Source organism: Streptomyces xanthii (assembly GCF_014621695.1).
In the GTDB taxonomy this organism is placed as follows: Bacteria; Actinomycetota; Actinomycetes; order Streptomycetales; family Streptomycetaceae; genus Streptomyces; species Streptomyces xanthii.
In genome coordinates, this window is sequence record NZ_CP061281.1 from 2,573,725 (window position 1) to 2,598,026 (window position 24,302).

Sequence of the window (24,302 nt, forward strand, 5' to 3'; positions counted from 1 at the left end):
GGTCGGCCGGGCCGGAAAGGGGGCCGGGGAGCCCTGGGGTCTCCAGCGGCCCTGAGGGCCCTGGAAACACCGACGGGCCGCGGCGCCGGGGGCGGGACCCTCAACCCGTTCCCTGGCACCGCAGCCCTTCAGGTGCACCGGCTTCCGGGTGTGCGGTCCCGGGTGCCGATCGAGGATCCGTCGCAGTCAGGGCAGAGAGCGACGGTTCCTCTGTCCGTCCTCCTGTGCGGGGAGGGCGGAAGTCTCTGGTCTTGTTCTTCGCACTTCGCATTGTGGACTAGACCATTTGGTCGTGTCCATGCGTCGGCGGGGGTTTGTTCGCGGCGTCCTGTCACGCCCCCTCCCCCGGGGGCGTACTCGAGGGTTACTCAAAAGTACGCCTGGTCCAACGTACGCCCTTTCCCGCGGTTACCGGGAGTCGTGAGTTCAATTCGTAGCCATGCCGTCATCGCGGAGCAGGTCACCGTGCGGGTCGCCGGGCGGTCCGGCCGCTCGACGTGCCGAGGTCACGCCCAGCGCGGAGCATGGTCCCAGGGGGCGGACGAACGGGCCGGACATCCCCGCCGAACGCCTGTCCGGCGGGGTCTTGCTCTGCTAGATTGGTCTATACCACTAGTTTCCCCTCTGACCAGAACGGCAGGCCCAGCGTGGAAGTTGTGATCGTTCCGGACGCCAAGGCAGGCGGCGAGCTGATCGCCGAGGCGATGGCCCAGCTGCTGCGGCGCAAGCCCGACGCGCTGCTCGGCGTGGCCACCGGCTCGACCCCGCTGCCCATCTACCAGGCCCTGACGGCCAAGGTGCGCGCCGGTGAGGTGGACGCGTCGCGGGCGCGGATCGCCCAGCTCGACGAGTACGTCGGACTGCCCACCGGGCACCCCGAGTCGTACCGCGCGACGGTGCTGCGCGAGGTCGTGGAGCCGCTCGGGCTCGACGCGGACGCGTTCATGGGGCCGGACGGCAGCGCGGAGGACGTGCAGGCCGCGTGCGAGGCGTACGACAGGGCGCTGTCCGAGGCCGGCGGGGTCGATCTGCAGCTGCTCGGGATCGGCACGGACGGGCACATCGGGTTCAACGAGCCGTGTTCCTCGATCGCGTCCCGGACCCGGATCAAGACGCTCACGGAGCAGACCATCGCGGACAACGCGCGGTTCTTCGACGGGGACCTCAGCCAGGTGCCGCGGCACGTCATCACGCAGGGGATCGGGACGATCCTGGAGGCGCGGCACCTGGTGCTGCTCGCCACGGGCGAGGGGAAGGCCGACGCGGTGGCCGCGACCGTGGAGGGGCCCGTGGCCTCGGTCGTGCCGGCGTCCGCGCTGCAGCTGCACCCGCACGCGACGGTGGTCGTGGACGAAGGCGCCGCGTCGAAGCTGAAGCTGACCCAGTACTTCCGCCACACGTTCGCCAACAAGCCGGAGTGGCAGGGCCTGTAGGCCTCCGATCGCGTCTCGCCACGCCGATGCCGGTCACCCCTCGTCCGGGGTGACCGGCATCTGTGCGCAGTGCCCGAGGCGGCGGCCCCGGCCTACCCGACGATGACCTCGGCGGCGGCCAGGCCGCAGACGCGGGCCGCGCCGTGGGTGGCGATGTGGAGCGCGCCCCGGGGCGGTGCCTGGGGGACGCCCATCTCGACGACCAGGGTGTCGGGGCGGGCGGACAGCAGGGTGTCCAGGGCCGCGGACATCCAGGCGTGCCGGTGCTCGTCGCGGACGACGGCGACGAGGCGCCGGTCCCCCGCGGCGGCGAGGGCCTTCTCGCCCGCGTCCGGGCCCGTGTAGGACCCCGTCGTGGTGCCGGGCAGCAGCCGTTCGAGTTCGGCGGCGACGCCCCAGGGGGTCTCGTCGCCGACCGCGATGTTGGCGACCGGGGTGAAGGCCGCGACGTGCACGGGCCCCGTCACCGGCGCGGCGTCCGCGCTCCGGGTCACGGTGAGCGCCCGGCGCGCGGCGGTCAGCCCCACCTCGGTGTCCGCCGGGTGGGTCGGAGTGCCGCCCCGGGCCCGGGTCCACTCCGCGAGGGACCGCACGCGCGCGGCCGCGTCCGCGAGCCGCTCCTCGGAGAGGTCACCCGAGCGCACGGCGGCGACCAGGGCGTCGCGCAGCCGCAGCACGGTGTCGTCGTCGGCGAGGCCGCCGCCCACGCAGATGGCGTCGGCGCCGGCGGCGATCGCGAGGACGCTGCCGCGCTCGATGCCGTAGGTCGCGGAGATGGCCTGCATCTCCATGCCGTCGGTGACGATGAGCCCGTCGTAGCCGAGCTCCTCGCGGAGCAGCCCCGTGAGGATGCGGCGCGAGAGGGTCGCCGGCCGGTCCGGGTCGAGGGCCGGGACCAGGATGTGGGCGCTCATGACGGCGCGGCTGCCGGCGGCGATCGCCGCGCGGAACGGGGCGAGGTCGCGGGCGTGCAGCACGTCGAGGCCCACGTCGATGCGGGGCAGGTCGTGGTGGGAGTCGACGCCCGTGTCGCCGTGCCCGGGGAAGTGCTTGGTGCAGGCGGCGACCCCGGCGGCCTGGAGGCCCTCGACGTAGGCGGCGGTGTGGCGGGAGACGAGGTCCGTGTCGGAGCCGAAGGAGCGGACGCCGATGACGGGGTTGTCGGGGTTGGCGTTGACGTCGGCGGAGGGCGCCCAGTTGAGGTTGACGCCGCAGGCGGCGAGGCGGCGGCCGAGTTCGTGCGCGACCGCCCGGGTCAGCTCGGCGTCGTCGACGGCGCCGAGCGCGTGGTTGCCGGGGAACGAGGAGCCCGTACGGACTTCGAGGCGGGTGACGTCGCCGCCCTCCTCGTCGATGGCGACGAGGACGTCCTCGCGCTCGGCCCGCAGCTGGGCGGTGAGGGCGGCGAGCTGGGCGGGCGTGGCGATGTTGCGGCCGAACAGGCCGACGGAGGCGAGGCCTTCGCCGAGGCGCCGCAGCAGCCAGTCGGGGGCGGTGGTGCCGGTGAATCCGGGCTGCAGGACCGTCAGCGCGTCCCGCGTGAGCGTGTCGGTTCCGTGGGCGAGTGTCGTCATCGGGTGGCGTTATCCCTTCACGGCGCCGGAGGTGAGACCTGTGGCCATCTTCTTCTGGATGAACATGAAGAAGACCACCACCGGCAGGGCGATCATCGTGGACGCGGCCATCAGGGCGCCGTAGTCGGTGCCCCGTTCCGTCGTGAACGTCATGAGCCAGACGTTCAGGGTGTACTTCGAGTCGTCGTTCATCAGGATGTACGCGAACAGGTACTCGTTCCAGGCGTTGACGAGCGCGAAGATCGACGAGGCGGCGAGGCCGGGGGCGAGCAGCGGGAAGATGATCCGGCGGAACGCGCCCATGCGCGTGCAGCCGTCGACCATCGCCGACTCCTCCAGTTCCACGGGGATGTTGACCACGAAGCCGCGGATCATGACCGTGGCGAAGGGCAGCGTGGAGACGAGGTAGACGACGATGACGCCCCAGTACTCGTTGAGGCCGCCCATCGCGTTGAGCTGGGCGTAGATCGGAATGAGCATCGCGGTCGGCGGCAGCATCTGGACCAGGATCAGGACCATGAGCAGGGCGCGCCGGCCGGTGAAGCGGAAGCGGCCGACGGCGAGTGCCGCGAGGGTCGCGATGATCATGCCGCCGACGACGGCGGTGATCGAGATGATGAGGCTGGACTGGATCGCGGTGGCGAAGTTGGGCTGCTTCACGGCGCGCGCGAAGTTGTCGAAGGTGATCGACGAGGGCCACAGCGTCTGGTCGTAGGAGCGGATCTCGTGGTTGGGGCGCAGCGCCGAGATGATCAGCCAGTAGACGGGGAAGGCCATGACGACGGCGATGACGAGGCCGAGGACGTTGTAGCCGAGCTTCGTCTTCTTGCGGTCGGGCCGCAGGTCCTGCGGGTGGGTCGGCGTGGAGGCGCTCATTCGACCTCTCCTGTCTTCATGAGCTGGCGCAGGTAGTACACGGCCACGCCGGACAGCATCAGTACGGTGACCAGGGCGATGGCGGTGCCCTGGCTGAAGGACGTCGAGGTGAACGCCTTGGAGAAGGAGTAGAGGCCGAGGGTCTCGTAGTCCGGTTCGGGCTTGTTGCCGCGCAGCAGCCAGATCTGGCCGAAGACGTTGAAGTCCCAGATCACGGAGAGCGTGGTCACCATGATGAAGACGGGCTTGATGACCGGCCAGGTGACGAAGCGGAAGACGCCGAAGGCGGAGGCGCCGTCGAGCTGGGCGGCCTCGGTGAGTTCTCCGGGGACCTGGGTGAGGGCCGCGTACAGGGTGATCACGACGAACGGGATGGCGCCCCAGATGACGAGCGCGGCGATCACGGCGAAGCCCTGGAGCGGGTCGAGGAACCAGTTGTGGCCGAGCCAGTCGTCGCCGGCGAACTTGGCGATGATCGTGTTGACCAGGCCGTAGTCGGAGTCGGCGAGCCAGCGGAAGATCGACGAGGCGACCAGGAGGGGCATCGACCAGGCGGCGATGAGGGCCGTGGTGAGCGTGAGCCGCACCCAGGTGGACAGGCGCATCATCAGGAGCGAGACCAGCAGGCCGATCGCCATGGTGGCGACGACGCAGACCGCCATGAAGACGACGGTGCGCAGGGTGACGTGCCAGAACTCGGCGTCGCCCAGGATGTTGGTGAACTGGTCGAAGCCGACCCACGGCGGGCTCTCGCCCGTCCACAGCTCGCGCCGTCCCATGTCCTGGAAGGACATGATCACGGTCTTGACCAGGGGGTACGCGTAGACGGCGGCCAGCGCGACGATCGCCGGCAGGATCAGGAGGTAGGGGAGCAGCGCCCCCTTCTTCCGCTTCGGGCGGCCGGTGCCGGCGGGGCGGCTCTTGTGGACCGTCCCCCCTTCCGGGGTGTCCGCTGCGCTGAGCGGCGGCCCGGCGGCCTTGGTGTCGGCGGCAGTCACGTGGCTGACCTTTCTCGTGCTCGGCGAAAGGGAGACGAGGGGCGGGGCCGGATCAGGTGAACCGGCCCCGCCCTTCATCCGGAGCCCGAAGGCTCAGGACTCCTTGTTGATCAGCTCGTCGATCTTGGCGTCGGCGGCCTTGGTCGCCTCGGCCACGGACTTGCCCTTGAGGATGTCGAGCAGCATGTTCTTCAGGACCTCCTCCTTCTCGATCGCGGTCCAGCCCGGGGCGATCGGCGTGAACCAGGCACTCTCGACCGCGTTGGCGACAGGGGCCGTCTCCGGCTTGTCCTTCAGCGGCTGCAGCTGCTTGGTGTTGTTCGGGAGGATGTTCTTGGAGGCGAGGACCTCCTCGGACTTCTCGCTCGTGAACATGGAGATCCAGTCCTCGGCGAGGTCCGCGTTCTTCGACTTCTGCGTCACCGCGAGGTCGGAGCCGCCGATGAAGGACGGCAGGGTCTTGCCGTTCGGGCCGGGCATCGCGGCGGTGGCGATCTTGCCCTCGAGCTTCGGGTTGCCGTTGGCCTTGCCGTCGATGACGGAGCCGGCCTCCCAGCCGTTGCCGTACAGGACGCCGGCCTTCTCGTTGGCCATCACATTGGCGTGGTCCTGCTCGTCCTTGGTGATGTCGCCCTTGTTGTACTTCTTGACGAGGTCGATGAAGTGCTGGATGCCCTCCTGCGCCTTCGGGTCGGAGAGGCTGGCCTTCCACTCCTTGGAGCCCTCGTCGTACTGGGCGATCTGGCCGCCGTACGCGGCGACGTAGGACATCGCGGCGTACCAGTAGCGGCCGGGCAGGTAGAGCGAGGAGAAGCGCTTGTCCTTCTTCCCCTGCTTCGCCGTCTCCTTGTCCATCGCCTTGAGGAAGTCGTCCTCGGTGGTGGGCAGCGTGTCGGAGCCGGTGGCCGCCTTCAGCATGTCCTTGTTGTAGATCGCGACGCGCGCACCGGCGTAGTAGGGCACGCAGTACTGCTTGCCCTCGAAGGTGCAGGTGTCCTTGAGGCCCTTGATCCAGGTGTCGCTGTTGTCGTACTTCTTCGGGTCGATCTCGGCGAGCGCGCCGTTGAGGATGTACTGCATGGTCTCGGTGTTGCCGAGCTCGACGACGTCCGGGAACTTGTCGCCGCCGAGGGCGGTGTCGAGCTTCTTGGCTTTGTCCGCCCACTGCTGGTAGGCGACGTCGACCTTGACCTTCGGGTACTTCTTCTTGAACTGGGCGTTGACGTCCTTGACCAGCTCGGGCCAGGTGCTCTGCGCGTCCACCATCAGCCAGACGGTCACCGAGCCGGTGCGGTCCTTCGGGTCCTTGCCGGCGTTGTCGCCACCGTCGCCCCCACAGGCCGCGACCCCGGTCATCATGGCCGCGACGCCGACCGCCGCGATGAGCTTGCGCTTCATGTCACCCTCCTCAGGGATGCCTGCAACCCCCCACCCACAGCGATGACATACGGCGAGTACGCGAAGCACGTACGCGGATACGGCTGATGGGACTGGGACCTGGCCACTAATGGTGTAGACCAGTACGGGGAGCTTGGACCAGACCAATGGGGCTGTCAAGGGTGGTTGTGAAGGGACTGTGGGTCCGTTACCGGAACGACACCCACCCTTCGGAGCACGGCCGTTGACCCCGTCCCCCCGTCCGGCGGGGTGGACTAGACCAGAGGGGCGCCGGACGATATAAGAAGGGATCACGGAGCGTGCGGGAGTACCCCGGAGCGAGCCGTGCCACGATGTGAGCCGTGACCGGCGGACGCATCGGTCGCATCGGCACCGGAGCCGGGAAGGCGGAGCATGAGCACCGACGTCAGCAGTGCGGAGAACGAGGGCGGGGCGCCTGTCCGTACCGCACGTGTGCCCAAGTACTACCGCCTGAAGAAGCACCTCCTGGACATGACGGAGACCCTGCCGCCCGGCACCCCCGTCCCCCCGGAGCGCACCCTCGCCGCCGAGTTCGACACCTCCCGCACCACGGTCCGCCAGGCCCTGCAGGAGCTGGTCGTCGAGGGCCGCCTGGAGCGCATCCAGGGCAAGGGCACCTTCGTCGCCAAGCCCAAGGTCTCGCAGGCGCTCCAACTCACCTCCTACACCGAGGACATGCGCGCCCAGGGCCTGGAGCCCACCTCGCAGCTGCTCGACATCGGGTACGTGACGGCCGACGACACCCTCGCCGGGCTGCTCGACATCTCCGCCGGCGGGCGCGTCCTGCGCATCGAGCGGCTGCGCCTGGCCAGCGGTGAGCCGATGGCCATCGAGACCACGCACCTGTCAGCGAAGCGCTTCCCCGCGCTGCGCCGCAGCCTCGTGAAGTACACCTCGCTCTACACCGCGCTCGCCGAGGTCTACGACGTCCGGCTCGCCGAGGCCGAGGAGACCATCGAGACCTCGCTCGCCACGCCCCGCGAGGCCGGACTGCTCGGCACGGACGTGGGCCTGCCGATGCTGATGCTCTCCCGGCACTCGATCGACGGCTCGGGCAAGCCCGTGGAGTGGGTGCGCTCGGTCTACCGGGGCGACCGGTACAAGTTCGTGGCGCGCCTCAAGCGCCCCATGGACTGAGCGCCCCTCACCCCCTTTCACCCCCCGCATTTCTCACATACGGCCCACCGGTGCCGGGTAGTTGATATCAGTACGGCATCGGTGCGTCCGTTATCCGGACAAGGGTTCCATGAGGCGAGACTCTCGCTTAGATTTCCCGGACGTTAAGCCGAGATAAATAGGGCCAGCGAGGGGACGGAACCGCTCTATGTCCAATGCGCCGGAAGCCGCGCGACCAGCGCGGCAAGCAGACACGCGGACGGTGACCCCGCTCCGTGTCGTGGTGGCCTTGTGTCTCATCGCCCCGTTCGTGGCGATGCTCTGGGTCAGCTCCTACGCCAAGGTGGACCCCGCGTTCATCGGCATCCCGTTCTTCTACTGGTACCAGATGCTCTGGGTGCTGATCTCGACGGCGCTCACGATGGTCGCGTACAAGCTGTGGAAGCACGACCAGGCGTCCCGTAAGCAGGCCTCCGAGGCCTCCCAGGAAGGGGCCGGCGCGTGAACGACGGCGTGAACGGTGTCGCACTCACCGTCTTCATCCTGTTCTTCGTGGCCGTCACGGTCATGGGCTTCCTCGCCGCCCGCTGGCGGCGCGCCGAGAACGAGGCGTCCCTCGACGAATGGGGCCTGGGCGGCCGCTCGTTCGGCACCTGGATCACCTGGTTCCTGCTCGGCGGCGACCTCTACACGGCTTACACCTTCGTGGCCGTCCCGGCGGCGATCTACGCGGCCGGTGCCTCCGGCTTCTTCGCGGTGCCCTACACGATCCTCGTGTACCCGCTCATCTTCACGTTCCTGCCGCGCCTGTGGTCGGTCTCGCACAAGCACGGCTACGTGACCACCTCGGACTTCGTGCGCGGCCGCTTCGGCTCCAAGGGCCTGTCCCTGGCCGTCGCGATCACCGGCATCCTCGCCACGATGCCGTACATCGCGCTCCAGCTCGTCGGCATCCAGGCCGTCCTGGACGTCATGGGCGTCGGCGGCGACGAGGGCACCAATTGGTTCGTCAAGGACCTGCCGCTGCTGATCGCGTTCGCGGTCCTCGCCGCGTACACGTACTCCTCGGGTCTGCGGGCCCCGGCGCTCATCGCGTTCGTCAAGGACACGCTGATCTACATCGTCATCGCCGTCGCGATCATCTACATCCCGATCAAGCTGGGCGGCTTCGACGACATCTTCGCCGCGGCCGGCAAGAAGTTCGAGCAGATCAACCCCGCGACCGAGAAGCCCGTCGGGGCGCTCGCACCCGGTTCGCAGGGCACCTGGACGTACGCGACCCTCGCGCTCGGCTCGGCGCTCGCGCTGTTCATGTACCCGCACTCGATCACGGCGACCCTGTCGTCGAAGAGCCGCGAGGTCATCCGGCGCAACACCACGATCCTGCCGCTGTACTCGCTCATGCTCGGCCTGCTGGCGCTGCTCGGCTTCATGGCGATCGCGGCCGGAGTCACGGTCCAGAACGGCCAGTTGGCGATCCCGCAGCTGTTCGAGAACATGTTCCCGGACTGGTTCACGGGCGTCGCGTTCGCGGCCATCGGCATCGGCGCGCTCGTCCCCGCCGCGATCATGTCCATCGCCGCGGCCAACCTCTTCACCCGCAACATCTACAAGGACTTCATCAAGCCGGACGCCACGCCCGCGCAGGAGACCAAGGTCTCCAAGCTGGTGTCCCTGCTGGTGAAGGTCGGCGCGCTCGCGTTCGTCCTCACCATGGACAAGACCGTCGCCATCAACTTCCAGCTGCTCGGCGGCATCTGGATCCTGCAGACCTTCCCGGCCCTGGTCGGCGGCCTGTTCACCCGCTGGTTCCACCGCTGGGCCCTGCTCGCCGGCTGGGCCGTCGGCATGGTCTACGGCACGGTCGCCGCGTACGGGGTGGCCTCGCCGACGCAGAAGCACTTCGGCGGCTCCGCCAAGGAGATCCCGGGCATCGGCGAGATCGGCTACATCGGCCTCACCGCGTTCGTCCTGAACGTCGTCGTCACCGTGGTCCTCACCTTCGTCCTGAAGGCGCTCAAGGCCCCGGACGGCATCGACGAGACGTCTCCGTCGGACTACACGGCCGACGCCGGCGACAAGGGCGTGAAGGTCGAGCTCCCGGCCGTCGGGACCGGCGCCGGACACTAGCCGCGCCCTGGTCAGACCCTTTCCCGAAGAGCCTTTCTCGAAGGACGAGCCCCTCCGACTCCGGAGGGGCTCGTCCCGTTACGGTGGCCGACGGTCGGCACCACCCGACGATCGGCACCACCCGCCCTGGAGGAACCCTTGACCGCACCCATCGTCCTCGACAGCGACCCCGGCATCGACGACGCCGTCGCGCTCCAGTACCTGCTCGGCACCGGCCTGTGGGACCTCAAGGCCTACACGACCGTCGGCGGCAACGTGCCCGCCTCACAGACCTTCCGCAACGGCCGCGCCCTGGCCCGCGCCTTCGGCATCGACGGCGACGTGCCCGTGCACCGGGGCGCGGGCCGACCGCTGACCCGGCTGCCGTACTCCGCGGCCGGCGAGTTCCACGGCGCGGAGGGCCTCGGCGCCGAGCGGCTGCCCGACGCGAGCGTTCCCGAGCAGACGGAGACCTCCGCGCAGGCCATGCTGCGCCTCTCACGCCAGTACGAGGGCGAGCTGACCGTGTGCGCGACGGGCCCGCTGACCAACGTGGCGCTCGCGCTCACCGAGGACCCCGACTTCGCGCGGCGCGTGAAGCACCTCGTCTTCATGGGCGGGGCCGCGGAGGTGCCCGGGAACATCACGCCGGTCGCCGAGTTCAACGCCTGGGCGGACCCGGACGCCGTCGACCTCGTGGTGTCCTCGGGCATCCGGTACACGATGGTCGGGCTCGACGCGACGCACGGCTGGCGCTTCACCAAGGACCACCTGGCCGTCCTGGAGGACGCGGGCGAGGGCATGGCGCTGACCGCCCGTCTGATGCGCTACTACCTGGAGGCGTACACGGAGGCCGCGGGCAGCCCGCTGCACGACCCGCTCGCCGTCGGGGTCTGCGCCGACGAGTCGTTCGTCACCGCCGCCGACGGCACCGTCGTCGTGGAGTGCGCGAGCGAACTCACCCGCGGCAAGACCGTGTTCATCCCCTACGACAGCGACTACCCGCGCGCCTACTACGCCGAGTCCCCGCTCGTCGCCGCCCGCACCGCGCACCGCGGCCGGGTCGCGCTCGGCACCGGCCCGCGCGACTTCACGGCCGACTTCGTGACGACGCTCCTGAAGCGGCCCGGGGTGGCCTGACCTCACCGCGACACAACATGTGGGCCCGGAGCGGAAGCCCGGGCACAACATGTATGCTCGCTCTCGCTGTCGTCGCAGGGGAATCCGGTGCAAGTCCGGAACTGTCCCGCAACGGTGAACGTAAGGCCACAAAGGCCCCTCACGTGAGTCCGAAGACCTGCCGACGGTGCGCCCGAGCCGTCCGGCCCGGGTGCCGAAGACGTCAGGGCCTCGCGGAACGGGCCGGTGACGCGGGCGCCCCCGTGTGCGCGTCCGGGCCACTCCTCCTCCCCGCGGGCCCCGAGCCGAGCGAGGGAGAGCCCCCCAGTGACGATCGCGCCCGCCGATCCCGCCTCAGCCCCGGTCCGTGCCGAGGCCGACGCCCCCGGCACCGCGCTGCTGCGCACGCTGACCGAGCTGACCGCCGACCTGCCCGACGCCGACCCGGGCCGGGTCGCCGCCGCGGCGCTGCGCGGCCGGTCCGCCCGGGCCGACGAGGCGGAGCTGCGCGAGCTCGCCACTGAGGCGGCCGCCGGACTGATCTCCGAGGACCCGGCCTACTCGCGGCTCGCGGCGCGTCTGCTCACCCTCACCGTCGCCGCCGAGGCCGCCTCGCAGGGCGTCACCTCGTTCACCGGCTCGATCGAGGTCGGGCACCGCGAGGGCCTGATCGCGGACCGCACCGCCGAGTTCGTGCGCGGGCACGCCGCCCGGCTCGACGCGCTGATCGACCCGGCCGCCGACGACCGCTTCGGCTACTTCGGCCTGCGCACGCTCTTCAGCCGCTACCTGCTGCGCCACCCGATCACCCGAAAGGTCGTCGAGACGCCGCAGCACTTCCTGCTGCGCGTGGCCTGCGGCCTGGCCGAGGACGAGACGGTGCGCGCCCTGGACGAGGTCGCCGCGCTGTACGGCCTGATGAGCCGGCTCGACTACCTGCCCTCCTCCCCCACGCTGTTCAACTCCGGCACCCGGCACCCGCAGATGTCGAGCTGCTACCTGCTCGACTCCCCGCTGGACGAGCTGGACTCGATCTACGACCGCTACCACCAGGTGGCCCGCCTCTCCAAGCACGCCGGCGGCATCGGTCTGTCGTACTCCCGCGTCCGCAGCCGCGGTTCGCTGATCCGGGGCACCAACGGGCACTCCAACGGGATCGTGCCGTTCCTGAAGACGCTCGACGCGTCGGTCGCCGCCGTGAACCAGGGCGGGCGCCGCAAGGGCGCGGCCGCCGTGTACCTGGAGACCTGGCACTCCGACATCGAGGAGTTCCTGGAGCTGCGGGACAACACGGGTGAGGACGCGCGCCGCACGCACAACCTGAACCTCGCGCACTGGATCCCGGACGAGTTCATGCGCCGGGTGAACGCGGACCAGCCGTGGTCGCTGTTCTCCCCCGCCGACGTGCCCGAGCTGGTCGACCTGTGGGGCGAGGAGTTCGACGCCGCCTACCGCGAGGCCGAGGCCGCGGGGAAGGCGCAGAAGACGATCCCCGCGCGGGACCTGTACGGGCGCATGATGCGCACCCTCGCGCAGACCGGCAACGGCTGGCTGACCTTCAAGGACGCCGCCAACCGCACCGCCAACCAGACGGCGGAGCCCGGCCACACGGTCCACTCCTCGAACCTGTGCACCGAGATCATCGAGGTCACGGACGACGGCGAGACGGCCGTGTGCAACCTGGGCTCGGTCAACCTCGGGGCGTTCGTGGACACCGCGACCGGGGACATCGACTGGGAGCGCCTGGACGCGTCCGTCCGCACGGCCGTCACGTTCCTGGACCGGGTCGTCGACATCAACTTCTACCCGACCGAGCAGGCGGGCCGCTCCAACGCGAAGTGGCGTCCGGTGGGTCTGGGCGCGATGGGCCTGCAGGACGTGTTCTTCAAGCTGCAGCTGCCCTTCGACTCGGAGGAGGCGCGCGCCCTGTCGACGCGCATCGCCGAGCGGATCATGCTCGCCGCGTACGAGGCCTCGGCGGACCTCGCCGAGCGCAACGGGCCGCTGCCGGCCTGGGAGAAGACCCGCACCGCGCGCGGCGTCCTGCACCCGGACCACTACGGCGTCGAGCCGGTCTGGCCGGAGCGCTGGGCGGCGCTGCGCGAGCGCATCGCCGCGGTCGGCATGCGCAACTCGCTGCTGCTCGCGATCGCCCCGACCGCGACGATCGCCTCGATCGCCGGTGTCTACGAGTGCATCGAGCCGCAGGTCTCCAACCTGTTCAAGCGCGAGACGCTCTCCGGTGAGTTCCTCCAGGTCAACTCGTACCTGGTGGAGGAGCTGAAGAAGCTCGGCGTGTGGGACGCGCAGACCCGTGAGGCACTGCGCGAGTCCAACGGCTCGGTGCAGGACCTGACCTGGGTCCCCGCGGACGTGCGGGCGCTGTACCGCACGGCGTGGGAGATCCCGCAGCGCGGCCTGATCGACATGGCGGCGGCCCGCACCCCGTACCTGGACCAGGCCCAGTCCCTGAACCTGTTCATGGAGACGCCGACCATCGGCAAGCTCTCCTCGATGTACGCGTACGCCTGGAAGTCGGGCCTGAAGACGACGTACTACCTGCGCTCGCGCCCCGCGACGCGCATCGCCCGCGCGGCGGCCCGCTCCACCGTCCCCGTCCAGGTGGCGGACCCGGACGCCGTCGCCTGCTCCCTGGAAAACCCCGAGTCCTGCGAGGCCTGCCAGTAATGACCACTCCCTCCCCCGAGAAGAACCTGCTGGACCCGGGCTTCGAGCTGACCCTGCGTCCCATGCGCTACCCGGACTTCTACGAGCGCTACCGGGACGCCATCAAGAACACGTGGACGGTCGAGGAGGTCGACCTCCACTCGGACGTCGCCGACCTCGCGAAGCTGTCGCCGGGCGAGCAGCACATGATCGGCCGCCTTGTCGCGTTCTTCGCGACGGGCGACTCGATCGTCTCGAACAACCTCGTGCTCACCCTGTACAAGCACATCAACTCCCCCGAGGCGCGCCTGTACCTGTCGCGCCAGCTGTTCGAGGAGGCCGTGCACGTCCAGTTCTATCTGACCCTTCTGGACACGTACCTGCCCGATCCGGACGACCGGGCGGCCGCGTTCGACGCGGTCGAGGAGATCCCGTCGATCCGGGAGAAGGCCGAGTTCTGCTTCAAGTGGATGGACTCGGTCGAGAAGATCGACCGCCTGGAGACGAAGGCCGACCGCCGCCGCTTCCTGCTGAACCTGATCTGCTTCGCCGCATGCATCGAGGGGCTCTTCTTCTACGGGGCCTTCGCCTACGTGTACTGGTTCCGCTCGCGGGGCCTGCTGCACGGGCTCGCGACCGGCACCAACTGGGTGTTCCGCGACGAGACGATGCACATGTCCTTCGCGTTCGACGTGGTCGACACGGTCCGCAAGGAGGAGCCGGACCTGTTCGACGACGAGCTGCGGGTCCAGGTGACCGACATGCTGCGCGAGGCGGTCGACGCGGAGCTGCAGTTCGCCCGTGACCTGTGCGGGGACGGTCTGCCCGGCATGAACACGGACTCGATGCGGCAGTACCTGGAGTGCGTCGCCGACCAGCGTCTGCAGCGGCTCGGCTTCGCGCCCGTGTACGGCTCGGAGAACCCGTTCTCCTTCATGGAGCTCCAGGGTGTCCAGGAGCTGACGAACTTCTTCGAGCGCCGGCCCTCGGCGTACCAGGTGGCGGTGGAGGGCTCGGTCGGTTTCGACGAGGACTTCTAGGCAACCTCGGGGGGCCTGGTGCCCTCTTCCAGGTCAGGCGACCGTGGTGAACCGGGCCTGGCGGGACGCGCGTTCAGCGTCCTGCCGGGCCCGGCGCAGCTGCCGGTCGATCCTGCGGTCGTGGGCCATCCCGTAGAGGGAAGGGGCGGCGAGGAGGAGGAAGACGACGAGGACGGTGAGGTAGTTCATCGCTGTGTTCATGTCCTCCACTCTCCCGCTCGCCGGGACCGCGCGGCAGTGGCAGGACTGTCATAGAACCTCGAATTCCTGCCACGACTGAGGCACACTGGACGGCATGCTGAAAAACGTGGCGGCAGTGCTCCTCGACGGTGTGCACCCCTTCGAACTCGGCGTCGTGTGCGAGGTGTTCGGCCTCGACCGCGGCGACGTGGGGCTGCCGGTGTACGACTTCGCGGTGGTCTCCGCGGAGGGCCCGGCGCTCGGCACGCACGTACCCGGCATGACCGTCTCGACGCCGTACGGACTGGACCGGCTGGAGGAGGCGGACCTCGTCGCCATCCCCTCGGCCGGGCGGCGCTACGAGGCCTATCCGCCGGAGCTGCTGGACGCGCTGCGCCGCGCGGTGGACCGGGGCGCCCGCGTCCTGAGCCTGTGCGCGGGCGTGTTCGTGCTCGGCGAGGCGGGGCTGCTCGACGGACGCCGCTGCGCGGTGCACTGGCGGTACGCGCGCGAGCTCGCCGTCCGCTTCCCGCGCACCCGCGTCGACCCGGACGTGCTGTACGTGGACGAGGGGCCGGTCGTGACCTCGGCGGGGACGGCGGCCGGGATCGACGCCTGTCTGCACATCGTGCGCAGCGAGCACGGCACCGAGGTGGCCAACGCGATCGCGCGCCGGATGGTCGTGCCGCCGCACCGGGACGGCGGGCAGGCCCAGTACGTGGAGCGGCCGCTGCCGGCGACGCGCTGCGACACGGTCGGCGAGGTGCTCGCGTGGATGGAGCGGAACCTGGACCGGCCGGTGACCGTGGAGGAGCTGGCGGCGCGGGCCCTCATGTCGCCGCGGACCTTCGCGCGGCGCTTCCAGCAGGAGACCGGCACGACGCCGTACCGGTGGCTGCTGCGCCAGCGGGTGCTGCTCGCCCAGGAGCTCCTGGAGCGGACGGACGAGACGGTGGACGCCATCGCGGCGCGCGCCGGGTTCGGCAACGCGGCCGCGATGCGCCACCAGTTCATGAAGGCGCTCGGCACGACACCGAACGCCTTCCGGCGGACGTTCCGGGTGCGGGCGGCGGCCTGAGCCGCGCCCGCCCGGGGCGGGCTACCTGGCCCGCACCTCCAGCAGGGCCCCCTTGGGCTGCAGCGTGATCCCGATGCGGGCCGTGCTGTCCGTCCCCTCGGTCGGCACCAGCCGCCACTTCTGCACCACCGTGCCGAGGATCAGGGACAGTTCGGCCATGCTGAAGTGGTCCCCGGGGCACTTGCGGTTGCCGACGCTGAACGGGGCGTGTGCGGCGGGTGTGACGTCGGCGGCCCGCTCTGGCAGCCACCGGTCCGGGTCGAAGGCCAGGGCGTCACGGAACGCGCGCGGATCGCGCTGCATGGCGAGCGGGCTGTAGAGGATGTCCGTCCCGGCCGGAATGCGATACCCGCCGAGTGTCGTGTCGACGGACGCGAGCCGTGTCAGAATCCAGACCGCGGGGCGTATCCGCATCGACTCGGTGATGAGATTCCGCATATATGCGAGTTCTCCCAGATCACCGAAAGCGACCGGGCGACGCCCGCCCGTCACGGATTCAACTTCCTGGCTAAGCCGGTTTTCGTGCTCGGGGTGTTCGGCGAGGAGCTGAAAGACCCATGTCAGGGTCTTCGCCACATTTTCGGCACCGGCCACGACGAGAGACACGACCTGGTCGTGCACCTCCTGTTCGTTGACGGCTTCACCATTTTCGTCGCGGTCGTCGAGCAATGCCGCGAGGAGGTCGTCGGGATTGCCGCCCGAAGCCGCCTCCGCCCTGCGCTCGGCGATGATCTCGTCGACCATGCGATGCAGATCGGCCAACGCGTTCTCGAATCGGCGATTGGCCGGAAGCGGCAGCCGGTACAGCGGGCCGAAGGAGAGGATCATGCGCCGGTACAGGCCCTCGAAGACGGTGTGCAGCGCCGTGGAGAGCCGGTCGGCGCGCTCGTCGATCGAGTCCACCTGGAGCACCGAACGGGCCACGATCCGGGTCGCCGTGCGGAAGACCTCGGCGGCGATGTCGACGGTCTGCCCGTCGCTCCACCGGTCCGCCATGCGGCGCGCCTCGTCCTCCATGACGGCGGCGTACTCGTGGATCTTGTCCATCCGGAACGCGGGCTGGATGGCCCGGCGCTGACGCCGGTGCAGCGCCCCGTTGCTGGTCGCCACGCCCTTGCCGAGGAGGACGCCCATGGTGTCCCACAGGGGGCCGCCGACCGCGAAGTCGGGACTCTTGAGGAGCGTGGCGACGAGTTCCGGATCGCACACCGCGTAGGCCGTGCGCGGGCCGAGCCGCAGCCGCACCACGTCGCCGCCTTCGCGCAGCCCGGTGAGGAAGCCGAGCGGGTCGCGCAGCAGGCTCCCGGCGTGGCCGAGCACCGGGACGGCGCCGGGCGCGAGGGGCGGGACGCCGGACTCGGCCTCGCCGGCCGTCCGGTCCCGCAGGGTCGAATCGACGGTCATGCGCATTCACCCACCTGATCGGGCTGTTCGTCGCTTATGTAGGGCGGGGTGGACCTGTCGTCCCAGCTGTCCACCGCATATCGCCCTGATTCGTGGTGGAACCAGTACACGGAACTGAACCAGTTCCGCATGTTTCCCACGCACGCCCTTATGGCGTCCGCGAGTTCCTTTCCGTGCTGTCCCACCTGTTCCGCGGACGCCGCCATCTGTTCGACTTCTTTTTCCGCCTCAAGGAAATCGTCGATGGTTCCCTGCACCCTTCGGCGGACTTCCACGACGGCTTCCTGAAGGGAAAGTCCCTGGTGTTTGATGAGACTTATCCCGAGGTTGTGGAGCTCTTCTCCCGCGAGTTCCTTGGGGAGCGAGCAGAGGTCGTTGTACCACGCGGCGAAATCCTGGCAGGCAAGTGCCGCACGCGTAAACGCTTCGTTCTTCCTCACCCACGCGGGCAGTTCGTACTGCGCCGAGGGCTCCAGGAGGTCGAGCCAGATCCAGTGCGCGAACGTGTTCCTGCGCAGGGCGATGTACTCGTCCACGGTCGGCACCGTGCCGGTCATCCGGTTGTGGAACTCCTGGTCGTACGCGTCGATCACCACGTGGAAGTGGCGGGCGAAGCGGGCGTTCCAACTCCTGCTCAGGGAGCCGTAGAGCCGGTTCACGCTCTCCGCGAAGCCCGCGACCAGCGGGTCCTTGTGGTCCAGGTGGAGCTCCGGGGCCTCGGTGGCCGCGTGCAGCTGGACGGCGAGCCGCCGCCAGCTCGCCGTCCTCCCGTGGATCACGTCGCGGTCGTGCCGGTCGTCCCAGACGAAGAACCACGCGCTGTAGTCGCAGATCGCCGACAGCACGTCGTCGGGGGCCCCGATGTAGTAGCCCGCCATCAGGTCCGTGTAGCACAGGCCATCGGCATATTTCTCCACCTTGTCGGCGGGCATCAGACGTTTTTCCAGCAGCCAGGAGCGGGTCTTCTCCTGAAGCTTGGGCCAATACGGGTGCAGGTTGCGAGGAAACGCATCCTCGATCGCCGGCAGCGCCAGCGCCGGTGGGACCACGGTCTCCGGATAAGCAGCCACGAACAAACCCCTCTCTGCCGCCTGTTGGCGTACGCCCCCAGCAGTGCCGGGCGCGCGCCGTTGCGTATCCCCGCGCTTTCTATTCAGCACTACAACTGACCGTTCTGGGAACGGATTTGCTCCCCTCACTACCCCCCGCCGCCGGAATCGTCCCCTTACATGACCGAATCTGTGGCATGAACGGCTGGTCCTGTTCGCACACACAGCCGTACGCGACCGGTTCGCGGGCACAACAGAGCGGCGCCTGGCGGGAATTCATCCGCACCAGGCGCCGCTCGACGCTCAACCGGCCCCTCGGGACCAGGAGTTGCCGCTACTCGTTGGGCACCGTCGCGTAGCGCGGGGTGCCCTCCTCCATCTGCTTCAGGGCGTTCTTGCGCTCGCGCTTCGACAGGCGGTCGATGTACAGGTAGCCGTACAGGTGGTCCGTCTCGTGCTGGAGGCAGCGCGCGAAGTAGCCGGTGCCGCGCACGGTGATCTCGTTGCCCTTCTCGTCGCGGCCGGTGACCACCGCGTAGTCGGGGCGGGCGAGCTCCGCGTAAGCGGTCGGCACGGACAGGCAGCCCTCGTTCGAGTCGTCCAGGCGGCGGCGGTCGGCGGGGAGCTCCTGTAGGACCGGGTTGCACACGACGCCGGTGTGGCGGACGCCCTCGTCGTCGGGGCAGTCGTACACGAAGACCTTCAGGTCGACGCCGATCTGGTTCGCCGCGAGGCCGACGCCCTCGGCGGTGCGCTGGCTGGCGAACATGTCGTCGACCAGCTTCTCCAGCTCGGGGCCGAACTCGGTGACGTCCTTGCACTCCTTGTGCAGCACCGGGTTCCCGACCACCGTGATGGGCCGCGACGTGCCGCGCTCCCGGTAGGCCGCCTCGCGCGCCTCACAGTCCTCGGTGTCGATGACGAAGCCCTCGTCGTCCACGGGGAGCACGCCGGCGTGCTGCTTCTCGGTCTCCTGCTGCGCCATGACGGACGTGAGCCTTCCTGAGCTACATGAACAGTGCCCCTACAGGGTACGGGCCACCACCTCCCGCCGCGGTCCCCTGGGAACATGAAGCCCGCCTTCAGGGGCGCGGGGCCGGACCTCTGGGGCACCCGAGGTCTGCCCCCTGGGGCACGCGGAGCGTGCCTTCAGGGGCGCGGGGATGTACCCGATCAGCGACTCCGTCGCGGAGCGCGACCAACAGCCCCTGGGGCACGCGGAGCGTGCCTTCAGGGGCGCGGGGAACTGCGCGACCAGCCACGACGAAAGCCGCACCCGGCGACGACCCGCAGCCCCGCGGCGCGCATCCGCACCCGACACCGAGAACCGCTAGCAGACCTCTTCGAGATCGCGCCAGTCGCGAGAGTCGGGACTGTCCGCAACCCACCCGTCCAGCAACCCCCGTACCAGCGACGCCGGCGCAGCCACCCCGCACTCCCGCTCCGGCACCCACAACTGCCCGTCCGTCCGGTGCCCCAGCGGCCCGGGATGCCCCGGCTCACTGTGATCGTGCGGGTCGAGATGCGTCCCGTCCCCCTCGTCGGAGGGCATCCGCGACTCGGAGCACGTCCGGCACAGCAGCCGCACCGAGGACGACCAGTCCTCCGCCGCGAACCCGGCGTCCGCCGCGAGCCGCTCCAGCGCGTCCCGGTCCGCCTCGGTCGCCGCCTCCAGCAGCACGACCCACGTCGGCACCGGCGACGGCGCCCAGAGCTCGATCTCGTCGAACACGGGGTACGAGTGCCCCGTGGCCGTGGTCCGCTCCCCGTGCGGGACACCGTCGTGCAGCACGACCTCGCCCCAGCGCCGCCCCGAGGACGGCAGCGGAATGGACAGCACCTCGATGCGCGCGGGATCGAGCCTGCGCCCCCACACGACCTCGGCCTCACCCTCCGGGGAGAGCCGTACCGCCGCACTGCCGAGGTCCATGCCCGTCGGCTCACCGGCCGCGGCCGCCCCGCCCGGCACCTTCAGCCCGTACGCCTGCCAGGCCCGCCGCGCCAGCGGCCAGTCCTGCAGCGCGGTGGCGGCGATGCCCACGTTCCACCAGTCCGGCGCGCCCGTCTCCCGTTCGAGCAGCGCGACGGCCCGCAGACCCGCGCTGCGCGCCTGCTCCCAGTCGTGCCGGAACTTGTGGAGCAGCGCCAGGTTGAACCAGGACTCCGAGAGCCACGGCTCCAGGTCGGCGGCACGGGTGAGCAGCGCCCCCGCGTCCTCGTACCGGCCGTCGCCGATCAGCGTGAACGCGCGGTCCGTGGCCTGTCGCCACGAGGCCGATGGCCGGTGCCGTCCCTTGCCGAAGATCCTCACGATTCCCGCCTGCAGACTCTCGAGGCCTGTGCCCCCGGACACACCCTGTTCTTCGGGCTCATTCGCATCCAACCACGTACGGTCGGACGCCCGCTCATTACCCATGGGTCACCCGGCCGAACCCAGGATCGGTCCGGGCCGCGAAACCACTCTGGCCAGGGCTTCCACGACTTCCGACTGATAATCGCGGCCGGTGCCGAGACGAAGCCGCTCCAGGGCCTTCAGCGGCCCCTGGGGCCCCTCTTCCCTGGCCATCTCGTCGTACGCGTTCGCCGCGCGCACGATCCGCGCGGCGACCGGCTGCTCACGGTACGGGTCGGCCTGCCGCTCCACCACCACGGCGACCCGGGCGTCCACCCCGGTCTGCCGGACGACGGCCCCGCCGAGCAGGGCGATGCTGCGCTGCCGGTCGGCGGGGAGCGCGGCGGTGGCCCCGTCGGTGACGGGGTCGAGCAGCGAGAGCTGGCCGATGTCGTGCATGAGGGCGGCGTACTCCAGGACGGTCAGTTCGGGCTCGGAGAGGCCGAGGTCGCGCCCCACGGCCCGGCTCAGCGCGGCGACCCGGTGCGCGTGCCCGTGCGGGGTGTACCCGGCGATCTCGGTGGCGCGGGCCAGTGAGGCGATGGTCTGCCGGTACGTGGCCCGGACCGAGGCGTAGCGGCGGAAGGCCAGCTGGGTCAGGAGCAGCGGCAGGCTGATCACGGGCAGCGCCCACAGTCCGGCCACGGCGACGGCGAGCGCGGTGACGGCGCCGGTCGCGCAGACGGCCGAGCCGATGCCCGGCACGGCCCGCAGCTCGTCGCGCAGCAGCGGCCCGAACGGCCATCCGGTGCGGGCCCGCGCGAGAACCGCGGCGAGCACGGCGTCGCACAGCGCGGTGAGTGCGAGGAGCCCGACGACGACCAGGGCGTACCCGGGTCCGTTCCCCACCCATTCGGCGAGCCGGCCCTGGTTGTAGAGCGGCTGGAAGCAGACGGCGGCGAAGGCGACGGTCAGGACGCGTCGGGCCATGTGGTCCGGGCCGGGGCCGGTGCCGCGCGCGATGTGCGGGACGCAGCCGACGAGGGCGCCGGCGACGGTGACGGCGACGACCTGGAGGGCCCCGTGCCCGGTCGGTTCCCCGGCGACCTCGCCCAGCAGGGCGTAGGCGAGGGCACCGGCGGTGCCGAGCGGCGCGGGCTCGCGGTCGTCGCCGCGGCCCCAGCGGGCGAGTTCGCCGACCGCGACGAGGAGGCCGAAGGCGAGGGCGATGCCGCGGTCCACGACGCCGTGCCGGGCGGTGAGGACCAGGGCGAGCACGACGATGGTCACGGCGACGGCGTGCACGCCGAGGACGAGCGGGGAGCGGCGTCCGGGCGTTTCCGCGCGCGGTGCCGGTCCGAGCGGCGCGCGGTCGCTCACCGGGAGGCCGGCCCGGGCACGGGGAGGTCCGTGCCGCGCGGGGCGGGCAGGGCGGTCTCGTCGGCGGTGACGACGGGGTGCCAGCCGTCGCGGCTGAGCACACGGGTGAGCGCGCCGACCATGACGGGGTCGAACTGCGATCCGGCGCAGCGGTCCAGCTCCGCGAGCGCGACGTCGACGGGCCGCGCCCGGGAGTACGTACGGGTGGAGGTCATGGCGTCGAAGGCGTCGGCGACCGCGACGACGCGGGCGAACTCAGGGATCTGCGCGCCGGCGAGCCCGTACGGGTAGCCGCTGCCGTCGAGCCGCTCGTGGTGGTGCAGGATCGCCGCGCGGGCCTCGCCGAGGAAGCCGATGCCGCGCACCATCTCGTGCCCGTACTCGGGGTGCAGCTCGATGACCTTGCGTTCCTCGGGGGTGAGCGGGCCGTCCTTGCGCAGCAGCCGGGTCGGGACGCCGAGCTTGCCCACGTCGTGCAGGATCCCGGCGAAGCGCAGCACCTCGACGCGCTCCTCGGCCATGCCGAGCTCGCGGGCGATCATCATCGAGGCCTGCCCGACGCGCTCGCTGTGCCCGCGCGTGTAGCCGTCCTTGATGTCGACGGCCTGGACGAGCGCCCTGATGGTGGCCTGGTGGGCGGCGCGCTCGCGCTGGTACTGGGCGAAGACCCAGCAGGAGATGTACATGGGCAGCAGGACGAGCAGCGAGGCGAGCGGCCCGTACGCGCCGGCCCACAGGACGGCCATCATCATCCCGGCGAGTCCGTGCACGACGACGGGGGCGAGGGTGCGTCCGAACAGGCCGCGCCAGGCCGAGCGCAGCGGGACCCGCTCGGCGGTGGCGAGGATGGCGCCGTCGAGGAGGGTGAGCGCGGCGCAGAAGACGAGCGCGCCCGCACCGCAGGGCACGAGCGCGTACGGGAAGCGGGGCGCGGAGACCGCGGCGGCGCCGCCGAGCAGCGCGAAGGCCTGTGCGGCGGCCCAGCAGGCGAGCGCGAGCCGGGCGGCGCGCCAGGTCCGGCGCAGCGCTCTTGGCCGCTGCTCCACCCGGCCGAGCAGCGCGCCGGGCACGGCGACGAGCGCGGCGGCGGCCGGAGGCAGCAGAAACGCTCCTGCAAGCAGCACGGGGAAGAAGGTGCCCATGTCCTGGGGCGCTCGCCGCCCGACGATCCGCAACCGCCCCGCGTGCTCGCAGACCGCGTAGACGGCGGCGAGCAGGACGACCGAGGGCCAGGGGGTGCGAGGGGAGAGCGCGGGCGCGGCGCAGAAGAGGCCCGCACCCACGGCGAGCAGCACCGAGGCGCAGGCCACCGGCGGAACCGACCGCATCCCCCAACTCCCTCCCCGTGGCGTTCAGTTCACGGAGAATAGGCCGCACGCCGCTCCACCGGGGCGGCATCGGGGGGAATACCGGGGCACACGGCCCCGGATTAACACGATCGGGTGAGGCGGGTGACGCGTGAGGCTGACGCGGGAACTCAACTCCCGCGCGCGGCGCGGCACTTCCCGCCCTTCCCGCCCGGAGGGGGCGGGGTCAGGCCAGCGAGTTCCCGAAGCCGTCCTCCGGGGTGGCGTCACCGGAGCGGATCAGCTCGATCCGGCCCATGACCTTGGCCCGCAGGTCGCTCGGCACGTCGTCGTGCCCGCAGCACCGCTTCACCAGCTTCTTCACGGCCTGCTCGAGGCCGTACTTCTCCAGACACGGGGAGCACTCCTCGAAGTGCACCTCGAACTTGGTGCAGTCCGGATCCGGCATCTCATGGTCGAGGTACTCGTAGAGATGATCGAGAACTTCACTGCAGTCCGTCTCGTGCGGCTCTCCGCAGCTCATGAGCCCGAACCTTTCACTTCGTTCGACTCTCCGGCGCCGGCCGGGACGAGCCCGCGGTCACGGGCGTAGTCCTCGAGCATGCCGCGCAGCTGGCGACGGCCCCGGTGGAGCCGGGACATCACCGTCCCGATGGGTGTCCCCATGATGTCCGCGATCTCCTTGTACGCAAAGCCCTCTACGTCCGCGAGATACACGGCGATGCGGAATTCCTCGGGGATCGCCTGGAGCGCCTGCTTCACGTCCGAGTCGGGCAGGTGGTCGAGCGCCTGCGACTCGGCGGAGCGCAGACCGGTCGACATGTGCGACTCGGCCCGGGCCAGCTGCCAGTCCTCGATCTCCTCGGCGGCGCTGCGCTGGGGCTCACGCTGCTTCTTCCGGTACGAGTTGATGAAGGTGTTCGTGAGGATCCGGTACAGCCACGCCTTGAGGTTCGTGCCCTCGCGGAACTGGTGGAACGACGCATACGCCTTCGCGTACGTCTCCTGGACCAGGTCCTCCGCGTCTGCGGGGTTGCGCGTCATGCGCAGCGCAGCGGAGTACATCTGGTCGAGGAATTCCAGCGCGTCCCGCTCGAAGCGCGCGCTGCGCTCGGCAGCGGTCTCCGCGGGCCCGGGCTGCTCCGCCTGGCCGTTTTCGGTCCCTGCGTCGGTCCCTGCGACCGGACCCACCTCCTCCGACGACGTCGCGAGACCGGGAGT

21 protein-coding genes and 1 riboswitch are annotated in these 24,302 nt (G+C 70.4%); of the genes, 8 read left to right on the plus strand and 13 right to left on the minus strand.

From position 1 onward, the window contains the following. The first annotated feature begins 647 nt into the window (after positions 1 to 647). The gene (gene nagB / locus IAG42_RS11570) at positions 648 to 1,433 is read left to right on the plus strand and encodes a glucosamine-6-phosphate deaminase (protein WP_188336934.1); all 786 of its coding nucleotides are present in this window, start codon (positions 648 to 650) and stop codon (positions 1,431 to 1,433) included. A 92-nt stretch (positions 1,434 to 1,525) separates the two neighbouring features. Here nagB and IAG42_RS11575 read toward each other — a convergent pair whose 3' ends face one another. From IAG42_RS11575 to IAG42_RS11590, 4 genes are all read right to left on the minus strand, one after another. Then, positions 1,526 to 3,007 (minus strand): glycoside hydrolase family 3 protein, encoded by a 1,482-nt coding sequence (locus IAG42_RS11575; protein WP_188336935.1) that lies wholly within the window; start codon positions 3,005 to 3,007, stop codon positions 1,526 to 1,528. Positions 3,008 to 3,016: 9 nt separating this feature from the next. Next, the gene (locus tag IAG42_RS11580) at positions 3,017 to 3,883 is read right to left on the minus strand and encodes a carbohydrate ABC transporter permease (RefSeq protein WP_188336936.1); all 867 of its coding nucleotides are present in this window, start codon (positions 3,881 to 3,883) and stop codon (positions 3,017 to 3,019) included. Further along, on the minus strand, positions 3,880 to 4,758 hold the full coding sequence (locus IAG42_RS11585; RefSeq protein WP_384616737.1) for a carbohydrate ABC transporter permease: 879 nt from the start codon (positions 4,756 to 4,758) through the stop codon (positions 3,880 to 3,882). The genes IAG42_RS11580 and IAG42_RS11585 overlap by 4 nt, the downstream gene beginning before the upstream one ends. Before the next feature lie 216 nt (positions 4,759 to 4,974). After that, complete coding sequence (locus IAG42_RS11590) at positions 4,975 to 6,279, minus strand: sugar ABC transporter substrate-binding protein (RefSeq protein ID WP_188336938.1); 1,305 nt, start codon at positions 6,277 to 6,279, stop codon at positions 4,975 to 4,977. Positions 6,280 to 6,672: 393 nt separating this feature from the next. Between IAG42_RS11590 and IAG42_RS11595 the strand changes: the two genes are divergently transcribed. The 6 genes from IAG42_RS11595 to IAG42_RS11620 all read left to right on the plus strand — a co-directional run bounded on the left by IAG42_RS11595 (position 6,673) and on the right by IAG42_RS11620 (position 14,351). Further along, entirely contained in the window at positions 6,673 to 7,437 is a 765-nt protein-coding gene (locus IAG42_RS11595) for a GntR family transcriptional regulator (protein WP_188336939.1), read from the plus strand. Between the two features lie 187 nt (positions 7,438 to 7,624). Beyond that, positions 7,625 to 7,921 (plus strand): DUF3311 domain-containing protein, encoded by a 297-nt coding sequence (locus IAG42_RS11600; protein WP_188336940.1) that lies wholly within the window; start codon positions 7,625 to 7,627, stop codon positions 7,919 to 7,921. Further along, complete coding sequence (gene mctP, locus IAG42_RS11605; RefSeq protein ID WP_188336941.1) at positions 7,918 to 9,546, plus strand: monocarboxylate uptake permease MctP; 1,629 nt, start codon at positions 7,918 to 7,920, stop codon at positions 9,544 to 9,546. Before IAG42_RS11600 ends, mctP begins: the two co-directional genes overlap by 4 nt. A gap of 138 nt (positions 9,547 to 9,684) precedes the next feature. After that, a complete protein-coding gene (locus tag IAG42_RS11610) occupies positions 9,685 to 10,665 on the plus strand; it encodes a nucleoside hydrolase (protein WP_188336942.1) in 981 nt (326 codons plus the stop codon). Positions 10,666 to 10,712: 47 nt separating this feature from the next. After that, positions 10,713 to 10,844: riboswitch (cobalamin riboswitch) on the plus strand. A gap of 127 nt (positions 10,845 to 10,971) precedes the next feature. Then, positions 10,972 to 13,332, plus strand: coding sequence for a ribonucleoside-diphosphate reductase subunit alpha (locus IAG42_RS11615; protein ID WP_188336943.1), 2,361 nt, complete (start codon positions 10,972 to 10,974; stop codon positions 13,330 to 13,332). After that, on the plus strand, positions 13,332 to 14,351 hold the full coding sequence (locus tag IAG42_RS11620; RefSeq protein WP_188336944.1) for a ribonucleotide-diphosphate reductase subunit beta: 1,020 nt from the start codon (positions 13,332 to 13,334) through the stop codon (positions 14,349 to 14,351). Before IAG42_RS11615 ends, IAG42_RS11620 begins: the two co-directional genes overlap by 1 nt. A 33-nt stretch (positions 14,352 to 14,384) precedes the next feature. Here IAG42_RS11620 and IAG42_RS11625 read toward each other — a convergent pair whose 3' ends face one another. Then, positions 14,385 to 14,552, minus strand: coding sequence for a hypothetical protein (locus IAG42_RS11625; protein WP_188336945.1), 168 nt, complete (start codon positions 14,550 to 14,552; stop codon positions 14,385 to 14,387). A 94-nt stretch (positions 14,553 to 14,646) separates the two neighbouring features. On the opposite strand from IAG42_RS11625, the gene IAG42_RS11630 reads away from it, so the two are divergent. Next, positions 14,647 to 15,609 (plus strand): helix-turn-helix domain-containing protein, encoded by a 963-nt coding sequence (locus IAG42_RS11630; protein WP_188336946.1) that lies wholly within the window; start codon positions 14,647 to 14,649, stop codon positions 15,607 to 15,609. 21 nt (positions 15,610 to 15,630) lie between these two features. Here IAG42_RS11630 and IAG42_RS11635 read toward each other — a convergent pair whose 3' ends face one another. The 8 genes from IAG42_RS11635 to sigR form a co-directional block, all read right to left on the minus strand. Continuing rightward, positions 15,631 to 17,013 carry a bifunctional albaflavenone monooxygenase/terpene synthase gene (locus tag IAG42_RS11635; protein ID WP_188336947.1) on the minus strand — a complete coding sequence of 461 codons (1,383 nt, stop codon included), beginning with the start codon at positions 17,011 to 17,013 and terminating at the stop codon, positions 15,631 to 15,633. After that, positions 17,010 to 18,083 carry a terpene synthase family protein gene (locus tag IAG42_RS11640; RefSeq protein WP_223205949.1) on the minus strand — a complete coding sequence of 358 codons (1,074 nt, stop codon included), beginning with the start codon at positions 18,081 to 18,083 and terminating at the stop codon, positions 17,010 to 17,012. Before IAG42_RS11640 ends, IAG42_RS11635 begins: the two co-directional genes overlap by 4 nt. Before the next feature lie 313 nt (positions 18,084 to 18,396). After that, positions 18,397 to 19,047, minus strand: a complete 651-nt coding sequence (gene def / locus IAG42_RS11645) for a peptide deformylase (RefSeq protein WP_188336949.1) — start codon at positions 19,045 to 19,047, stop codon at positions 18,397 to 18,399. Between the two features lie 345 nt (positions 19,048 to 19,392). Next, positions 19,393 to 20,373: a tetratricopeptide repeat protein gene (locus IAG42_RS11650; RefSeq protein WP_188336950.1), complete on the minus strand. Its 981-nt coding sequence runs from the start codon at positions 20,371 to 20,373 to the stop codon at positions 19,393 to 19,395. Between the two features lie 108 nt (positions 20,374 to 20,481). Then, positions 20,482 to 21,684, minus strand: a complete 1,203-nt coding sequence (locus tag IAG42_RS11655; RefSeq protein ID WP_223206382.1) for an HD-GYP domain-containing protein — start codon at positions 21,682 to 21,684, stop codon at positions 20,482 to 20,484. A gap of 86 nt (positions 21,685 to 21,770) precedes the next feature. Continuing rightward, positions 21,771 to 23,102 (minus strand): HD-GYP domain-containing protein, encoded by a 1,332-nt coding sequence (locus tag IAG42_RS11660; RefSeq protein WP_188336951.1) that lies wholly within the window; start codon positions 23,100 to 23,102, stop codon positions 21,771 to 21,773. Positions 23,103 to 23,307: 205 nt separating this feature from the next. Continuing rightward, positions 23,308 to 23,604, minus strand: a complete 297-nt coding sequence (rsrA, locus tag IAG42_RS11665; RefSeq protein ID WP_188336952.1) for a mycothiol system anti-sigma-R factor — start codon at positions 23,602 to 23,604, stop codon at positions 23,308 to 23,310. Further along, on the minus strand, positions 23,601 to 24,272 hold the full coding sequence (gene sigR, locus IAG42_RS11670; protein ID WP_188336953.1) for an RNA polymerase sigma factor SigR: 672 nt from the start codon (positions 24,270 to 24,272) through the stop codon (positions 23,601 to 23,603). Before sigR ends, rsrA begins: the two co-directional genes overlap by 4 nt. Between the last annotated feature and the right edge of the window lie 30 nt (positions 24,273 to 24,302).